Origin of the sequence: [Borrelia] turdi, from assembly GCF_008828755.2 — a bacterium.
GTDB lineage: Bacteria > Spirochaetota > Spirochaetia > Borreliales > Borreliaceae > Borreliella > Borreliella turdi.
This window is the reverse complement of record NZ_QBLM01000001.1, coordinates 507,936-524,611: the sequence shown is the minus strand read 5'-3', so window position 1 is coordinate 524,611 and position 16,676 is coordinate 507,936. Positions and strand designations below refer to the sequence as shown.

17 protein-coding genes are annotated in these 16,676 nt (G+C 27.8%); 12 read left to right on the top strand and 5 right to left on the bottom strand.

Annotated elements, in window-relative coordinates:
* The first annotated feature begins 114 nt into the window (after positions 1-114).
* The gene (locus DB318_RS02435; RefSeq protein WP_151060060.1) at positions 115-1,302 is read left to right on the top strand and encodes a dicarboxylate/amino acid:cation symporter; all 1,188 of its coding nucleotides are present in this window, start codon (positions 115-117) and stop codon (positions 1,300-1,302) included.
* Positions 1,303-1,328: 26 nt separating this feature from the next.
* Here DB318_RS02435 and proS read toward each other — a convergent pair whose 3' ends face one another.
* Both proS and DB318_RS02425 read right to left on the bottom strand, forming a co-directional pair.
* Positions 1,329-2,795 carry a proline--tRNA ligase gene (proS, locus tag DB318_RS02430; RefSeq protein WP_151074230.1) on the bottom strand — a complete coding sequence of 489 codons (1,467 nt, stop codon included), beginning with the start codon at positions 2,793-2,795 and terminating at the stop codon, positions 1,329-1,331.
* Between the two features lie 52 nt (positions 2,796-2,847).
* Positions 2,848-3,525, bottom strand: coding sequence for a DUF2259 domain-containing protein (locus DB318_RS02425; protein ID WP_151074228.1), 678 nt, complete (start codon positions 3,523-3,525; stop codon positions 2,848-2,850).
* Positions 3,526-3,687: 162 nt separating this feature from the next.
* Between DB318_RS02425 and DB318_RS05985 the strand changes: the two genes are divergently transcribed.
* From DB318_RS05985 to DB318_RS02415, 3 genes are read left to right on the top strand one after another with little or no spacing between them, the layout of a single operon-like run.
* Entirely contained in the window at positions 3,688-4,107 is a 420-nt protein-coding gene (locus DB318_RS05985; protein WP_151060063.1) for a hypothetical protein, read from the top strand.
* The gene (locus tag DB318_RS02420) at positions 4,104-4,709 is read left to right on the top strand and encodes a DUF3996 domain-containing protein (RefSeq protein WP_151060064.1); all 606 of its coding nucleotides are present in this window, start codon (positions 4,104-4,106) and stop codon (positions 4,707-4,709) included. Before DB318_RS05985 ends, DB318_RS02420 begins: the two co-directional genes overlap by 4 nt.
* 10 nt (positions 4,710-4,719) lie before the next feature.
* Positions 4,720-5,331, top strand: a complete 612-nt coding sequence (locus tag DB318_RS02415) for a DUF3996 domain-containing protein (protein WP_151060065.1) — start codon at positions 4,720-4,722, stop codon at positions 5,329-5,331.
* Between the two features lie 51 nt (positions 5,332-5,382).
* Here DB318_RS02415 and manA read toward each other — a convergent pair whose 3' ends face one another.
* Both manA and DB318_RS02405 read right to left on the bottom strand, forming a co-directional pair.
* A complete protein-coding gene (gene manA / locus DB318_RS02410; RefSeq protein ID WP_151073510.1) occupies positions 5,383-6,498 on the bottom strand; it encodes a mannose-6-phosphate isomerase, class I in 1,116 nt (371 codons plus the stop codon).
* Positions 6,499-8,376, bottom strand: coding sequence for a fructose-specific PTS transporter subunit EIIC (locus tag DB318_RS02405; protein WP_151060067.1), 1,878 nt, complete (start codon positions 8,374-8,376; stop codon positions 6,499-6,501).
* Positions 8,377-8,546: 170 nt separating this feature from the next.
* Here DB318_RS02405 and DB318_RS02400 point away from each other — a divergent pair, with 170 nt between their 5' ends.
* The 3 genes from DB318_RS02400 to DB318_RS02390 are packed head-to-tail and all read left to right on the top strand — an operon-like array spanning position 8,547 to position 10,830.
* A complete protein-coding gene (locus DB318_RS02400; RefSeq protein ID WP_151060068.1) occupies positions 8,547-9,176 on the top strand; it encodes a hypothetical protein in 630 nt (209 codons plus the stop codon).
* A complete protein-coding gene (locus DB318_RS02395) occupies positions 9,173-10,054 on the top strand; it encodes a DNA/RNA non-specific endonuclease (protein ID WP_151060069.1) in 882 nt (293 codons plus the stop codon). The genes DB318_RS02400 and DB318_RS02395 overlap by 4 nt, the downstream gene beginning before the upstream one ends.
* Positions 10,051-10,830, top strand: a complete 780-nt coding sequence (locus tag DB318_RS02390) for a hypothetical protein (RefSeq protein WP_151060070.1) — start codon at positions 10,051-10,053, stop codon at positions 10,828-10,830. Before DB318_RS02395 ends, DB318_RS02390 begins: the two co-directional genes overlap by 4 nt.
* On the opposite strand, the gene DB318_RS02385 is transcribed toward DB318_RS02390, so the two are convergent.
* Positions 10,825-11,439, bottom strand: coding sequence for a diacylglycerol/polyprenol kinase family protein (locus tag DB318_RS02385; RefSeq protein WP_151074309.1), 615 nt, complete (start codon positions 11,437-11,439; stop codon positions 10,825-10,827). The genes DB318_RS02390 and DB318_RS02385 overlap by 6 nt on opposite strands.
* A 237-nt stretch (positions 11,440-11,676) precedes the next feature.
* On the opposite strand from DB318_RS02385, the gene DB318_RS02380 reads away from it, so the two are divergent.
* From DB318_RS02380 to DB318_RS02360, 5 genes are read left to right on the top strand one after another with little or no spacing between them, the layout of a single operon-like run.
* Entirely contained in the window at positions 11,677-12,534 is an 858-nt protein-coding gene (locus DB318_RS02380) for a protein-glutamate O-methyltransferase (protein ID WP_151060072.1), read from the top strand.
* Between the two features lie 32 nt (positions 12,535-12,566).
* Positions 12,567-13,694 carry a chemotaxis protein CheB gene (locus DB318_RS02375; protein WP_151074226.1) on the top strand — a complete coding sequence of 376 codons (1,128 nt, stop codon included), beginning with the start codon at positions 12,567-12,569 and terminating at the stop codon, positions 13,692-13,694.
* A gap of 24 nt (positions 13,695-13,718) precedes the next feature.
* Positions 13,719-14,933, top strand: a complete 1,215-nt coding sequence (locus DB318_RS02370) for a TraB family protein (protein ID WP_151060074.1) — start codon at positions 13,719-13,721, stop codon at positions 14,931-14,933.
* A gap of 38 nt (positions 14,934-14,971) precedes the next feature.
* Complete coding sequence (locus tag DB318_RS02365) at positions 14,972-15,607, top strand: adenylate kinase (protein WP_151073516.1); 636 nt, start codon at positions 14,972-14,974, stop codon at positions 15,605-15,607.
* Between the two features lie 24 nt (positions 15,608-15,631).
* Positions 15,632-16,657: a hypothetical protein gene (locus DB318_RS02360; RefSeq protein ID WP_151074308.1), complete on the top strand. Its 1,026-nt coding sequence runs from the start codon at positions 15,632-15,634 to the stop codon at positions 16,655-16,657.
* Positions 16,658-16,676: the final 19 nt, after the last annotated feature.

Below are 16,676 nucleotides of genomic sequence, written 5' to 3'. Positions count from 1 at the left end.
AAACACCCACAAGCAACACAAGTACAATTGTAACTCTAAAGTTTATATTTACAAAAAAATTTAGTACTATTTATTATACACAATGTACCTTAAATCTCTGAAAGGAAAAGTCGTATGAATATAAAAATCAATTTTTTTTTCACGCTATCTATTGGAATCTTTTTGGGATTATTTTTCCCCCTTGGGATTTACAGCTCTTTATCTCATGCTTTTATAAGATTATCATACTTATCTCTTATTCCTTTTTTAATATTTTCAATCCCATTAGGAATTGAAAATATTATTGAAAATAAAAACTTTAAAAAACTATTTAGTAAAACAATTTATTATGGAATTTTAACCAACCTATCTGGAGTTGCTATATCAATAATAGCTGCAATAATATATCTTCCACAAAGAATTCCAATACTAGAAAAAACAATACAAAATGCACATTTTTTTGAAAAAGAAGCTTTATTAGAAACATTTTTCCCAAAAAATATTTTCAAAATATTTACATCTAGCAATCCAAATCTGCTGAGCATCTATATGATTTCAATAATAATAGGCACCAGTTTTTATTATGCAAAACAAAAAGGTAGAATAGCTAGAGAACTTATGCTAAGCGCATCCAATCTTTTTTACCATGCCAATGGATTTATTGCGAATATATTAAATATAGGCGTCATTTTTATAGCAGCAGATTATATTACAAGCTTGAAAAGCTTTAAAGACTACCAAAATTATATAAATAGTATAACATTCTTTTTGACATGGACGATTATCATTTTATTCGTAATATTGCCAACAATTAGTTATAGATTAACAAAAAATTTTAAAATGATATATAAAGGAATCTTTGTATCATTTCAAAACATAATATTTTCAGGACTATCAAAAGATTCTTACTCTCCTTATGTGATATTAATAGAAGATATTAAAAATGAAAGAATAAATATAAAAAAATCTATAATTATAAACATACCCCTAATAAATTTTGTTTCTAAATTTGGGACTATTTTTGTTTCAGTAATATCATTTTTTATAATTTTAAAATCATATTCTAGCCTACCTATTTCTATCTATGAAATAAGCTACATGAGCACTTTATCATTTTTTTTTGTCCTTGCATTTCCTCATATACCAAACAGCTTAATTTATATAATTACAATGCTTTGCTCTACTTATACAAAAGGAATAGAGCTAAATGTTTCTAACATAACACCAATGCTTCCAATATTAATCTCTTTAGCCTTACTAATCGACTTTGCCTTTAACATTGCAATCATTCACATAATAAACTTTAAAGAATTAAAAGATTAATAAAAAATCAATTAAAATCAAACAAATTAATAAGATTTGGCAAATAAAACAAAGTATTTAGCCTTAGAAGAACAATAAATACAAGTCATGCCTGTTAAATCTTTAGCCCTAAAATCATCAGGAATGCATCTTATTGTAGCTTTAGTTTCATTTTTAATAATATTTTCACAATTCAAACAACCACACCAACAAGAAAGCACAAATCCAGAATCATCATTTAGATAAGCTTTGAATAACTTATAACTGTCCTTTCCATTTCTAAAAATCTCTTTAGTGTTTAGATTCCTAAAATTCAATGCTTTTTTAAATAAATCATTTTGCATAGAATCAAGCTCTACCTTAACCTTATTAACAAGAGAATCAAGCGATATTTGATACTTAAATTTTCTGTCTTTATCTCTTCTTACAATAGTAACAGAATTTAAAAGGATATCATTTATTCCTACTTCAAGACGTATTGGAATACCTTTAAACTCAGCAGCAGAAAATCTAAATCCTGGAGAACTTTTAATATCCTTATCAATTTCAACTCTAAATTCTGCTTTTTTTAAAGTACACACAACGCAATCAGAATAATCCAAAATTTTTTTATTAATCTCATCTTCTTTTTTAAAAATAGGAATAACAATGATTTCTATAGGAGCAATGCGAGGCGGCAAAATCAAGCCTTTCTCATCAGAATGAACCATAATTAAAGCACCAATCAATCTAGTAGAAACTCCCCAACTACTAGCAAATACATATCTCATCTTGCCATCTTTGTCTTGAAATTTTACATCAAATGCTTTTGCAAAATTTAAACCTAAATAATGGGATGTGGCGGCTTGAAGCGCTTTTTTATCTTGCATTAATGCCTCAATAGAATAAGTAGAAACAGCCCCTGCAAATTTTTCCTTTTCAGATTTTTTACCACAAAAAACTGGAATGGCTAAATAATCTTCCATAAATCTTTTATATAAATTTAAAATAAGCAAAGTTTCTTCGATTGCCTCCTCTTCAGTAGCATGCGCGGTATGTCCTTCTTGCCATAGAAATTCAGTAGTGCGCAAAAAAGGCCTTGTTCTCTTTTCCCAGCGAATAACATTTGCCCATTGATTAATTTTAAGAGGAAGATCTCTGTAAGACTTAATCCACTTACTATACATATTCCAAATAATTGTTTCAGAAGTGGGCCTTAAAACCAAAGGCTCCGCCAAGCTCTCTCCGCCAGCATCCTTAATAATAGCAAACTCAGGCGAAAATCCATCAATATGATCCTTTTCTTTTTCTAAAAAACCATAAGGAATAAGCATTGGAAAATAGGCATTCTCATGCCCTGTCTCTTTAAATTTTTCATCAAGTATACTCTGAATTTTGCTCCAAATAGAATATCCATAAGGCATAATAACCATACACCCTTTTACAGGACTGTAATCAGCAAGTTTTGCTTTTTGAACTATATCTAAATACCACTTAGAATAATCATCTTCTTTTGATGCTATAAAATCATTCATACATTATCCTTTTTAAAGCATTACACTTCTTTAAAAAAATAAATAATTATATTCAATATTTTTTAACTTCAACCATAAACCGTTTATACTTATTCCCATAAGAATTTAACATGATTTTTTCTAAAACAAAAACAATTCCATCTTCATCTGGAAATAAAAAAATCTCCCTTATTTTATAATCAATAACATTCTTTCTATAGAAATTCCCTCTTCCAACAGTTAAATGTTTTTCTAGAGTTGAATTACAATATCTAATAGATAAAAAAATATTAAAAGAAGAAGAAAGTTCTTGAGAATTAATATCCTTATTTACAAAAACTTGATATTCGTTTCCTGTTTTAAAATCAACAAAATTTAAAAAATCTGTTTCTGGAATTTCACTTTTAATATAAAAATAAATTTCTCGTCCTCTTCTTAAATGATTAATTTTAAATTCTTTAACTTTAAAATTAATCATCTTTAAAAGTTCATAAAGACTTTTATCATAGCTGTCTGAATACTCAATATGCTCCTTGAAAATCCTAGAATGCGCTCCGGAATTTGCAAAATTATTTTTAACAACATCAACAAAGTACACAGCAGAATAATAATATCCATTTTCAAATCCGTATTCGCCAAACATAAAATACTGATCATTATTAGAGAATCCTAAATTTTTAAAAAAAATATTTTCTGAAAATCCCAATAAAAAAGAAAAAAAATAAAAAAAAACGATATACAGTTTAATCATAAGCTTTATATAAGTTTAATAACAACAAATCATATACTAAACTTAGTATAACTAAGTTAGTCTTAATTAAAATAATATCAAACAGCATTTCAAATTCAAAACTTTGATATATTATTTGTTTATAGATTAAAAACTTAATATTCAAATTTTTGGGATAAATTTTTGAACAAAAAGAATGATGGCCTAAAATTAACTTCAAAAACTTTCAAGCAAATAAAGTTTTATTGCAAGCGTTTTAAAATAAAGCATTGCAATAAAAGCTATTTATTACCAATTTATCAATTTATATTTTTTTTAAAGACCAAAACCTTAAAACAAAAATATATTTCCAAAAACCTTATACAAATAAACAAGATTAACATCAACATACAGTCAAGTAGTATAATAATACCTGTATTTGTGATTAAAAATTTTTTGATAAGCAAAACTTTGACAAACAAAACAATAAAAAGTTTAACAATAAAGTTTTGCTATCAAAATAAACAAATAAATATTAATATTTTTAATTTTTTATGCTTTATTAAAAATATTGTAAAGATAATATCTAAAATTATTGGATATAAAAAAGGAGAATTTCAATGAGAATGCTATTAGCAATAATAATATTTATATTAACAACGGGTTTATTACCTGCTCAATCAAAAAGCAAGTCTATGATCGAAGATGACTTTGATTTTGAGAAACTTCTTACAAAAGAAGAGTCTGTGCGTCATTTATTTGGCATAGGCTTTGGGGTTGGACATCCGCTTACAAACATTACAATATCTGTTCCATATGTAGACATAGACCTTGGCTACGGAGGATTTATAGGGCTTAACCCCAATAATTTCATGCCCTATGTTGTAGTGGGAATAGATCTTTTATTTAAAGATGAAATACATAAAAACACTATGATTTCCGGAGGTATTGGAATAGGCGCAGATTGGTCAAAAGGAAGTCCTGAGAAATCAAATATTGAAGAAGAAGAAGAAAATGAAACTCAACAAGCAGCTTCTCTTCAAAATAGAATAGGAGTTGTAATAAGACTACCCTTGGTAATAGAATACAGTTTTCTTAAAAATATTGTGATTGGATTTAAAGCTGTTGCTACTATTGGAACAACTATGCTATTTGGCAACCCACTGTCATTTGAAGGAGCTAGATTCAATTTCCTAGGCACGGGCTTTATAAAAATATATATATAATGGAGAATAAATGATAAAAAATTTTAAAAAAATACATATCTTAACATTAGCATTAGGTGTATTACAACTTTCTTTTGCATCTGACAATTATATGGTCAGATGCAGCAAAGAAGAAGATTCAACCACCTGTATTGCAAAGCTTAAAGGCGTAAAAGAAAAAAAAAGTTACGATCTATTCTCAATGGGCATTGGAATAGGTAATCCTATTGCAAACATTATAGTCACAATTCCTTATGTAAACATTGATTTTGGATATGGAGGTTTTATTGGCCTTAAATCAAACAATTTTGAAAATTATCTAAATGGAGCAATAGATATTGTTTTTAAAAAACAAATTGGACAATATATGAGAATCGGAGGCGGCATTGGAATAGGTGCTGATTGGTCAAAAACATCTCTTATACCTCCCAATGAAGAAAAAGAAACTGATTATGAGAGAATAGGCACTGTTATAAGAATTCCTTTTGTAATGGAGTATAACTTTGCAAAAAATTTATACATAGGATTCAAAATTTACCCCGCACTAGGACCAACAATATTACTAACAAAGCCAAAAATTTTATTTGAAGGAATTAAATTCAATTTTTTTGGATTTGGATTCATAAAATTTGCATTTAATTAACCAAATAATCAAATCGGTAATAAAATTAAGCTCACATAAGTAAGCTTAATTTTAATCAAAACCAACAATAAAAGCTTGACCATTCCCATTAATAAATAAGTTTCCAGATTTTCTGCCTATAAAAATGCTCTCACCCTTGTTAAGATCTAAAGATTTATTTATGCTCACGCGCCCATCTAAAACTAGCAAGACCATTGCACTATTTCTATTTATACAAATGCTCTCATTTATTTTTTTTTGAATTAGTTTCAAATTAGTATTTGGAAGTCTAAATACAGTAAAAACATTTTGAACATCTGGATTTAAAAATGACACCTTTCCTTCCTCGAATTGACCAACTCTTAACATCTCTTCTTTATCAATATACTTACTAGTAAGTCCAGCTCTAATAACATTATCTGAATTGGTCATAAGCTCAATACAGTCTCCCTTAAGATATGCATGCACCTCTTGGCTATTAGTATAAACAACTTCTCCTGGTCTTAGTTTTAAAATATTCATGCCCAAAAATACCAAAAGACCCACATCCACACCATAAATATTGTAAATTTCATTAAACCAATAACCTCTAAAACTATCAATAAGATTCAAATTTTTTAAAATTTTTTCAATACTCCTCTCAAGTTCATGGGTTTGCAAATCAAAAATAGTCTTTACAAAGTCTTTATGCGATTGAAAGTCGAAATTTAATTTCAGAATTTCACAAATTTTTTTAATCTCACTCAAAGGCAAAAAGCCTTTAAGTGCATAAAAATCGCTTAAAGCATAAATAAGTTCAATTTTGGGATTTTTGTCTTTATATATTCTTTTAGGATCATCAATATCTATTCCTTTATTATTCTCTAATTCATATCCTTTTAAGGCAATATCTTTAGAAGGATGAATTTGAATAGATAAAGGCTTATTTGCAGATAATACTTTAAATAAAAAAGGAAATTCGTCACTACAGCCCAAAAGCTCTTTATGCTCTTCTAAAAAATCGCTTAAAAACACATATTCATTATTATGTAAAATCTTACTAGAAAATGTCTTGTGTGCTCCAAGCCACATTTCAGCCTTAGGCCTTCCATCAATCTTATTGCCCAAAAGATTGGGAATAAAACTAATCCCTCCCCAATCATATTCTTTAATATTATTTTGCATTAAATAAATATTATCTTCATTCATTCATTCAGATTCCTTTGATTTTAAAGATTTCAAAAAAATTACCAAAGCTGTTGCAACTGCAACTCCAACAGCAATTGCAATAATAAACTCAAATTTATTATCAACAACAGGAAGCACTATTGGCCCTCCGTGTGGAGCATGATTAGCAACACCTAAAAAAGCAGCAATAATGCTTGCCACGGCTCCTCCTGCTACTATCGAAGGAATTACCCTTCCAGGATCACTAGCAGCAAAAGGGATAGCACCTTCGCTAATACCAATAAATGAAATTAAAAAGGCTATTTTGCCAGATTCTTTCTCTTCATTTTCAAATAATTTAGGCGCTAAAAAAGTTGCAAGCCCCATGGCCATAGGGGGGACAGGAATTGCTACTGCTACCATCCCCATTATTTCTGGCACCTGAGGGATTAGACCTACACCAAAAAGAAATGCCACCTTATTAAAAGGCCCACCCATATCAACAGTAATCATTGAACCTAATACTAAACCCAAAAAAATTTTACCCAACACACCAAACGTTTCTGAATTATTCTGCAAAGATTTAAGCCCACCCTCAAGCACCCCCATAAATTCTCCGATATAAACACCGACATACAACATAAAAAAGCCAACAACAATAGTGCTTATTAATGGAATCACAAATATAGGCATAACAGGCCTCAACCACTCAGGAACAGACCTTTTTGCCAAAAACCTTGCAATATAGCCTGCAAGAAATCCTGCAAATATTGCACCTAAGAAACCTGCTTTTACATTTCCAGACATTACTCCACCAACAAGACCAGGCGCAAGACCAGGCTTATCGGCAATTGCCATTGAAATAAAACCAGCAAGCACGGGCAACATCATTCCAAAAGCCACAGAACCAATATCTGAGATTTGCTTATAAAATGGATGCTCAGAAAAATTTGGCCCATCGGGTCCAATCCCAACAAAAGCAATACTAAGGGCAATTAAAATCCCCCCTGTCGCAACAACAGGAATCATTGGAGATACTCCACTCATTAAATATTTATAAAAACTACCTTTGCCTGTTGCAATCGGGCCTTTAGAACTGCTATTAACACTAGAGTCTTTACAAAAAAATACCGGAGCATTAAACGCTTCCTTAATAATATTCTCCGTATTGTTTATCGCTTTTACAGTTGAAACTTTATAAACTCTCTTGCCTTCAAATCTCTTTTCATCAACATCCTTATCAACAGCAAGTATTACAACAGCTGCATTCCTAATTTCTTCTTCTGTTAAGGCATTTTCAATACCAATAGATCCTTGGGTTTCAACTTTAATGTTGTAACCCTGCTTTTTAGCTTCATTTTCAATTTTCTTTGCTGCAATATATGTATGAGCAACTCCAACAGGACAAGCAGTTACAGCCACTATCTTCTCTGTTTTTGTAGCTCCAAAAACCTCTTCTTTGGCTTTTCTCTGAATATTCTCCATATAATAATAAATGTCATCAGCAGTAACGATCCCACTTAAAGCCTTTTGAAAAGCATTATCTTCAAAAAGTTTAGCTATAAACGCAATCGCCTTAAGATGTTCATCACCTTGTTGTTTTTTTGACATACAAATCAAAAATATCAAATTAACAGGGGGGTTATCTTCAGACCACTTAACTCCAGGACCTTTAATGTAAAGCAATGAAATAAAACTGGTCTTAACAACATCTCCTATAAAATGAGGAATTGCAACCCCATTTTCCCAAGAAGTATCGCCTATTTTCTCTCTATCAAGAATTCCTTTAAGAAACTCTTTTTTACTATCTACATATCCTTTATCATTGATTTTTTCAACTAAAAAATCAATTACATCTTCTTTTGTATTTATTTCTGGCAAAATAAATACAAGATCTTTTTTTAAAAAATTAAAAAACATAAATGTCGTCTCCTAGCAATTAAACATATTGTATAATATACAATAAAATAGCATATTACAGCCACCTAATATAAAAATTTTTTTACACCAAACAGTAAAATTTCCACCACATACATATTGTAATATTGAAAAGACAGCGCAATTTTTATATCATTTAAAATAATCTGTTTATGAAAAAAAATCCAAACATCTATATTTCCTTAACACTACTCATCATTTCCACTTTAAATGTGATAGCCAATGAAGAAAGTAATACTAATGAAAAAAATAACAAATCCGAACAAAGCTCTAATTTTTTTAGCCCAGAAAGAGGGTTTACATATTCAACAGGGATTGGAATTGGAATTGGATTTTTCCTAAACTCAAATATTAAACATCTTATTTTTAGACCTTACTACATATTCTCTAATAATACTTTTGATTTTTTAATAATTGCTATGATATTAACAAAAGAAAATCTTAATATTCTTCAAAAAATGCAATACTTTAAATCTTATATTGGGGGAGGAATAAACTGGCACATTGCAAACTTAATTAAAAAAACAAAATATTTTTCTTCTACTATTGGCATAGGCAGTCGTTTTTACTTGTCTACAAACTTTATAGGAGACATCCAATTTTATGAAAAATTGCCTTATGTAATAGAGCCTTATATGTTTATTGAAATTTCTACAAAAAATGCAATACCTTTAATGGGATTAGACTTTAAAATTGATTTTTTATTTTTAGATACATTTAACATTTCTTTTAATTTCACCATTAGATATAATTTTAAGGACGAAAAAGAGATAAAAACATGAAAAAAAGATCAAAATTTTTTCTATACTGTTATATTTTATGTCTAACAGGATTTTTATTTTTTTCCTTAAATCCAAAACTCCTAAAACAAATCAAACACAAAATTTATGACTATTTAGAGATAATAGAAAATAAATATATTAACATTACAAAAGTTATTCCAATAAAAGAATCCCAATTAATTCCAAAAGGATATCTTACTACCCAAATAATAAACAAAAAACACTATACCTTGGGATATGCTGAAAGCGCAAGACAATCCGAATGGGCTGCTTATCCGCTTAAAAGAGAAATGGTAGAGCTAGCATTGACTTTGTTAAAATCAAAAAAAATAAAAAGAAGTCTTAAATTCTTTGAAGACACCAACATTAAAGGTACCTTTCCAAAACTTGAAGATTACTTTAAAAGCGGTTATGACAGAGGGCATATAGTAAGTTCTGCGGACATGTCTTTTTCTGAAAATGCAATGAAAGATACATATTTTTTATCAAATATATCACCTCAAAAAAGCGAATTTAATTCTGGAATTTGGCTAAAACTTGAAAAACTAGTAAGAGAATGGGCAATCTCAAAAGGATATATATATATCATTAGTGCCGGAATTTTAACGGAAAATAAAGGATTTATCGGTAAAAACAAAATTTTGATACCTAAAAATTTTTATAAAATAGTATTAGCAATTAATAATAACAATTTTTATGACATAATCTCTTTTATTATCCCAAATGAAAAAGCAAAAGACTTAAATTTGAAAAATTACGTTGTTAGCGTAGATTCAATTGAGAAAAAAACAAAAATAGATTTTTTTGAAAAACTTGATTCAAAAATTAAAAAAAAGATCAAAAAAATACAAAATACGCATTCTTGGGGGTTTAAATGAAAAAAATATTTACAAAATTAAACGCTTCTATTAATCTTTTTCTCTTTATAATTTTTCTTTTAGCAACACTAGTTATCCTGATTTTCTATTATAAAATAAAATATAATGAAAATTATCAAAATTATTTTCTAGAAATTTACAATAATAATTTTATAATATTGATTAATAAATTCGCCATCTTTATTGCTGGAATAATAGGCTCACTATGGTCATATATTAACTACAAAAGAACTAATAATATACAATTTATACTTTTCTATTGTTTTATTAGTTCATATACATTAGAGCCTATTTTGATCTCTGAAGATTTTTTTTTAAGTAATAACTTAAATTCAAGTTATTACTTATTTACAAAATTTATCCTTTTTGTAAATACTTTTTCATTATTAAATTTATTTTTTCTAAGTCTATATATATGCGATTTCAAAATAAAATCAATACATTATACAATTTATATTATTTTGACCTTTGCATGCATATATAGCTACACAATGCCTATTAATTCGTACGAAAATAGTCAAAACTACGGCATTTTTAAAATCGAAAGTATAAAATTTTACATAGATGCATTTTTGTTGCTTATTTTAATAAACTTCATGGTAGCCTTTTTAAGAAAAAAAAACTTTGACTATTTTTTACTTTTTGTTTCAATGCTTTTAATATTAAGTGGAATTTACTTGAATTTGCTAAAAATACCTTATGCTTTTATCCCAATTTCAATTGGGATACCAATCTACTTAAAAAAATCAGGAAAAATTTTCTTTTACTGGCTATAAAAAAAAGAAAGTCAAAAAATAAGAAGAAGTTGAAACAGCAAGTGGTAAAAATAAATTATCATAATTAGCGGCATCAAAAAGTTCTACAAATACTGCTAAAATTCCAAGAATTAAAGCTGTTGTTAAATAAGGAAAAAAATAATAATATGAAAAAAAAGTAGCACAAAATACTACAAGGCTGCCAGAAATCGTTTTATCGTTTACAAGCCTAAAAGAAGGAATTAACTTTCCAGCAAGACTTGCAAATCCATCGCCAAGACATACTGAGAATATTCCAATATAATTAAAGGGCTCCATAATAAAACAATATGATATCAATATACTTAAAAACAAAAAAACAGGAGAAAAAGATATTTTATTGGGCAATATTTTTCTTGATTTTAATATTATGTCTGAAATATTTTTAAAGAAAAATAGTTTTTTTTTAGTAATTCTAAAAACTTCAGAAGTTAAATATAAAATCATCAATAATATATTTAAAACAAATCCTGTCCAAAAATTTATTCCATAAAAAAATAAAAATATTAAACTGAAAATATGAAAAAATTTTCTAAAAATTTCATACTTAACATCTTCTCTAAAGATTGTTCTTTTAAGCCCATTAAACATCATTCAATCTTTATATTAATTGGCATTTGTAAATTTTTTCTAGCACCTATCAATTTCTTATTTACTAGTGAAAATAAATTAAAATACACAAAAACCTTTTTATAAATCTAAGTCTTATAATAAAATTATTTATATTAATTTTACAATTTTTTTTTAAAAAAAAATATTCTTACCTAGAGATTTATTATAAATAGGCAATACTTATTATAAAGAGAATAATTAAGCAGGTTCCCAAGAATGCTGGAAATTGAAAATAAACTATTTTTAAAATTTTGTAACTTTATATACAACAACAGCGGAATGCGTTTTGACGAAAAAAATAAATTTGTTCTTCAAAGCAGAATTAATGACGCAGTACGAGAACTTGCTCTTGAAAGTCCATCACAACTTTACGATTTAATAATTAGTGAAAAATTTAAAAAAGAATATTTTTTAGATTTAGTAACAACTAATTTAACAAGATTTTTTAGAAATTCACTCCATTTTCAAACTTTTGAAAAATTTGTAATTCCTAATTTAATTAATATTAAAACCATAGAAGAAAAAAATAGAATCGTTGTCTGGTCTGCAGGATGCTCAACAGGAGAAGAGCCTTATTCATTAGCATTTGTACTCAAATCAAAACTTCCAAAAGAAATAGATTTTGTCATTATTGCTTCTGATTTAAGTTTAAAGTCTTTAATGATAGCAAAAGAAGGATATTACTCATCAAATAAATGTGAAAATATTCCTAAAGAATACCGACACTATATATATTCTTACTCAAACGGATATAAAATTAAAAATGAAATTAAAAATCACATAAGATTTGATTATCATAACCTAAACTTTGAAAGTAATTTTTCACAAATTGATGTCATTTTTTGTAGAAATGTATTAATATACTTTGATGAAAAATCAAAAATTAAAGTACTTAAAAAATTTTACAATAACATGTCTAAAAACGGTTATTTGTTTATAGGACATTCAGAATCACTTTTTGGACTTAACCTTCCTTTTAAATTTTTAAAAACACCATGGGCAATAATATATGAAAAAAAAGATACTAGCTGCCAAAAAGAAAAATTTAAATTACAAAATAAATATAAGTTATAATTTAACAAGAGTTAAATAGGAAAAAAGTAACAGTGGAAACAAAAATTTCTGTACTCATCATAGAATACTTTGCTGTAAAGAGAAAGCTTATATCAGACCTTATTAATTCGTCTCCTAAACTTCAAGTCATTGCAACTGCTTCTAATGGTAAATTCGCAACAAATAAACTTAAAAAACATAACCCTGAAGTAATATTAATGAATTTAGAAGAAAACAATATTAAAGATATTCTCTTTTTGGAGAAAAAAAACAATATAAACAAAACAATACCAATTGTCGTCACATCTTCAAATCAAAACCTAATAAATATTGCAGCTTTAAAGGGCGCTGATGATCTTATACTAGTATCTAAAAATAAAAAATCACATGAAAATAAAAAAGAACAAATTATTAATTCTCTTTTAACCTATGGATCAATATCTATAAAAAACAAAATTATCTGCAATAAGGATATGAAAACAAGTAACTATGAAAGAGCTAACTTTTTTTTAAATCACAAAAATGACATTTTCTCATTAACTCAAGTCGAAGAATATACAAAAGAAAAAATATTAAATGAAAAAGAAATAAAAAAACTTAAACTGAGAAGATTTGACATAATAGCAATTGGAGTATCAGCAGGGGGGCCTGTGGCCTTGAAATCAATATTGCCAGAAATACCTGAAAGCTTTCCACCAATAATAATTGTTCAACATATGCCTAAAGGATTTACAGAAGAATTTGCAAAAAATCTTAATAATCTTTGCAAAATATGCGTAAAAGAAACCGCCAATAAAGAAATATTAAAACAAGGGCATGCATACATAAGCTCGGGTGGATATCATACGAAAATCAAAAAAATAGATGGAAATTATCAAATACAAACCTTCGATGGCAAACACATAAATGGCCACAAACCATCTATTGGGGTATTATTTCAATCTATTGCAGAGATCGCAAAAGAAAAAGCAATTGCCTTAATAATGACTGGAATGGGAAATGACGGATCAAGAGAAATTGGCGATATAAAAAAAGCTGGCGGGCTAACTATTGCACAAGATAAAGAAAGTTCTATGGTTTTTGGAATGCCAAAAATAGCGATAAAAGAAAACAATATAGACTATATAGTTCCACTAAACCATATGGTAAAATTATTAAAAGCTATACTAACTAATAGCTAAATTTTTTAAACAAGGAATATTTTTTTGGATAACAAAAAAGAAACCACCAAGACAGAAGACTGCTTTTCTCATGTAAGTAAATTTAATATACAAAATAAAACAATATATATACTTGGAACTGCTCACGTGTCAAAAAAAAGCTCAGAAGATACTGCAAATTTAATAGAAATCTTAAAGCCAAACTATATTGCCGTTGAACTTGATGAAGCTCGCTATCATTCAATCTTAAACACCGATGAAAATGAAAAATGGAGAAACTTAGATATAGATAAAGCATTAAAACAAGGAAAAGCTTTCTTTCTCATAATAAATATAATTCTTTCTAATTTTCAAAAAAAATTAGCAAAAGAACAGGGAATAAACCCTGGAGAAGAAATGAAAACAGCTATTTTAAAAGCTAAAGAGCATAATATTCCACTAATTCTTTCTGACAGAAAAATTGAAACAACTCTAAAAAGAGCCTGGATATCTATTCCAATATTTGAAAAAATAAAAATAATCTCAAGCCTTTTTTCCCTAACAGATACAAAAATTACAAAAGATGAAATTGAAAAACTTAAAGAACAAGACGCTCTTTCAAAAGTAATGGAAGAACTTTCCAAAGAAATTCCAAAAGTAAAAAAAGTTTTAATTGACGAAAGAGACGAATTTATTACAAATAAAATACTTGAAGGAAACGGCATTATTCTGGCTATTGTAGGCGCAGGCCACGTCAAAGGAATAATTAGAACTCTAAAAGACATAAGCCAAAATAAAAAAATAATAAATATTGAAGAGCTCGACAGAATACCTAAAAAACATTTTTCATTTAGCAAAGCGCTATCTTATTTGATTGCAATTTCAATAATTTTACTAATAGTAAGCTCTTTTTACTTTAAAGGATTTGATTTTGCTTTTAAAAATTTAAAGCTTTGGATAATATCTAACTCTTTTTTTTCAGGTATTGCATCCATCTTATTAAAATCTCACCCTTTAACAATTTTAACAGCTATTATAGGTTCTCCAATATTCTCCTTAATACCATTTATAGGAACAGGTATGGTAGCAGGACTTGTTGAAGCTTACATAAATAAACCAAAGGTCAAAGATTTTGAAAATCTGCAAGAAGAACTATCAACAACAAAAGGATATTTCAAAAACAAAGTTACAAGAATTCTATTAATAGTGCTCTTTGTAAACCTTGGATCTACAGTTGGAACAATTGTGGGGCTTAAATTTTTATTAAATGTTTTCAAATAAACCCTTAAAATAATAAATATATAAACAGGAGTACATATATGGGACTTGTATTTTTAGGTCCTCCAGGTTCTGGAAAGGGAACTATTTCAAAAATTATTTCTAACGAATTTAAATACCATCACATTTCAACAGGAGATTTATTTAGAGAAAACATTTTAAATTCTACAGCTCTTGGAAAAGAAATAAAAAAAATTGTTGAGAAAGGAGAACTGGTCCCCGACCTAATTACAATCAAAATAGTAGAAGACAAAATTAAAGCTATTGAAAAAAACAAAAATTTTATTTTAGATGGATTCCCGCGTAATATTTGTCAAGCAAGAGCTCTTGACAAATTTTTGCCAAATGTAAAAATAATAAACTTTTTAATTAATGAAGAATTAGTAATAAAAAGACTCTCGGGAAGAAGAATCTGTAAATCTTGTAATAATATTTTCAATATATATACCCTAGCTACAAAAACCAATAACATTTGCGACGTTTGCGGAGGTGATCTTTACCAACGAGAAGACGATAAAGAAGAATGCCTAAAAACAAGACTTAAAGAATATAAATTGCAAACAAAACCACTAATAGAATTTTACTCAAAATGCTCTAGAATTAATAATATTGATGCATCTGTTAAAATTGATGAAATCAGAAAAAAAATAATTAGAATAATGTTTAGAAAAAATTAAATGGAAAGGGCATTTAAAATGAAAATGTTGTTAAAAAAAAAATACTTTTGCTTATTATTTTTGCAAGCAGGAATAATTCTTGCCCAAGATCAAGACTTAGAATTCAATAATAAATATTTTTACTTTAATTTTCAAGCTGCTTATTATCCTCCTCACGAGCTAGGAACAAATGGAGGAAACTTCTCACAAAGCTTTAGACATCCTAACTTCCAAAATATTGAACCAAGTTTAAAAATTACAGAAAATTATTGGGGAGGAATAAAATTAATATCATACTTAGGATACTATAAAAATTTTAAAGTCTTACACAATCCTAATTCTATGTTTTTTAAAAACAATGGCATAGACGTTGACTTAAATATCGGATTGTCTCCTGTAAGCATCTCATTTAAAAGCATACTAAGTTTTACTCCTATTGCTTTTTTAAATTTATATGCATCAAACGAAATTGGTATGGGTTGGGAAGCTTTTGGATTTAAGGGAATTGGTGTACACATTAAAAACGGAAAATATTCAAATACTATTGAATTTTATTCAGAAATAACAGCAGGGGGGCGATTCCAATTTGATTTAAACGCTATTTTTCAAGGGGAATGGACACACATTATTACGGTTATTGGCAATGATTTTACATACTTAATCAATCCTCATGCAAATAAAGATCAACTTTGGAAATATAAAGCAGACGATGGTAAAAATATAAATGGAATGCTAATAAAGCCTTATGCTCTTTTAGCTTACAAAATGCCAATACCCCTTAACACCATAGGTCTACTTTATGAAGGGAAAACGCAAATTGGCAAAGAAAGAAACATAAGCTCGTGGAAAAACAAAGGTTGGGGAAGCGACATTTTTTATCACAATATTTCTCTTATTGCTAATTTTGAAGTTGTCAAACCTTTAACAATTGGCCTTCAATTAAAATTATCTACAAATCCCATATATACAAGCAATACAGCCGGACTAGCTGATATTTCAAAAAGAATAGCAACTGGGAATTCTTACTTTTACTACGATTCTATTGGAATCTCTGTAACTTATAAATACTAAAGTCTAATAAATATAAAAT

Excerpts from the sequence above, each read along its gene's own strand:
- DB318_RS02385 (WP_151074309.1), bottom strand. The coding sequence starts at position 11,439 with ATGTTTAATGGGCTTAAAAGAACAATCTTTAGAGAAGATGTTAAGTAT.
- DB318_RS02415 (WP_151060065.1), top strand. The coding sequence starts at position 4,720 with ATGATAAAAAATTTTAAAAAAATACATATCTTAACATTAGCATTAGGT.
- DB318_RS02365 (WP_151073516.1), top strand. The coding sequence starts at position 14,972 with ATGGGACTTGTATTTTTAGGTCCTCCAGGTTCTGGAAAGGGAACTATT.
- DB318_RS02435 (WP_151060060.1), top strand. The coding sequence starts at position 115 with ATGAATATAAAAATCAATTTTTTTTTCACGCTATCTATTGGAATCTTT.
- DB318_RS02360 (WP_151074308.1), top strand. The coding sequence starts at position 15,632 with ATGTTGTTAAAAAAAAAATACTTTTGCTTATTATTTTTGCAAGCAGGA.
- proS (WP_151074230.1), bottom strand. The coding sequence starts at position 2,795 with ATGAATGATTTTATAGCATCAAAAGAAGATGATTATTCTAAGTGGTAT.
- DB318_RS02390 (WP_151060070.1), top strand. The coding sequence starts at position 10,051 with ATGAAAAAAATATTTACAAAATTAAACGCTTCTATTAATCTTTTTCTC.
- DB318_RS02420 (WP_151060064.1), top strand. The coding sequence starts at position 4,104 with ATGAGAATGCTATTAGCAATAATAATATTTATATTAACAACGGGTTTA.
- DB318_RS02395 (WP_151060069.1), top strand. The coding sequence starts at position 9,173 with ATGAAAAAAAGATCAAAATTTTTTCTATACTGTTATATTTTATGTCTA.
- DB318_RS02400 (WP_151060068.1), top strand. The coding sequence starts at position 8,547 with ATGAAAAAAAATCCAAACATCTATATTTCCTTAACACTACTCATCATT.
- DB318_RS02425 (WP_151074228.1), bottom strand. The coding sequence starts at position 3,525 with ATGATTAAACTGTATATCGTTTTTTTTTATTTTTTTTCTTTTTTATTG.
- DB318_RS02380 (WP_151060072.1), top strand. The coding sequence starts at position 11,677 with ATGCTGGAAATTGAAAATAAACTATTTTTAAAATTTTGTAACTTTATA.
- DB318_RS02405 (WP_151060067.1), bottom strand. The coding sequence starts at position 8,376 with ATGTTTTTTAATTTTTTAAAAAAAGATCTTGTATTTATTTTGCCAGAA.
- manA (WP_151073510.1), bottom strand. The coding sequence starts at position 6,498 with ATGAATGAAGATAATATTTATTTAATGCAAAATAATATTAAAGAATAT.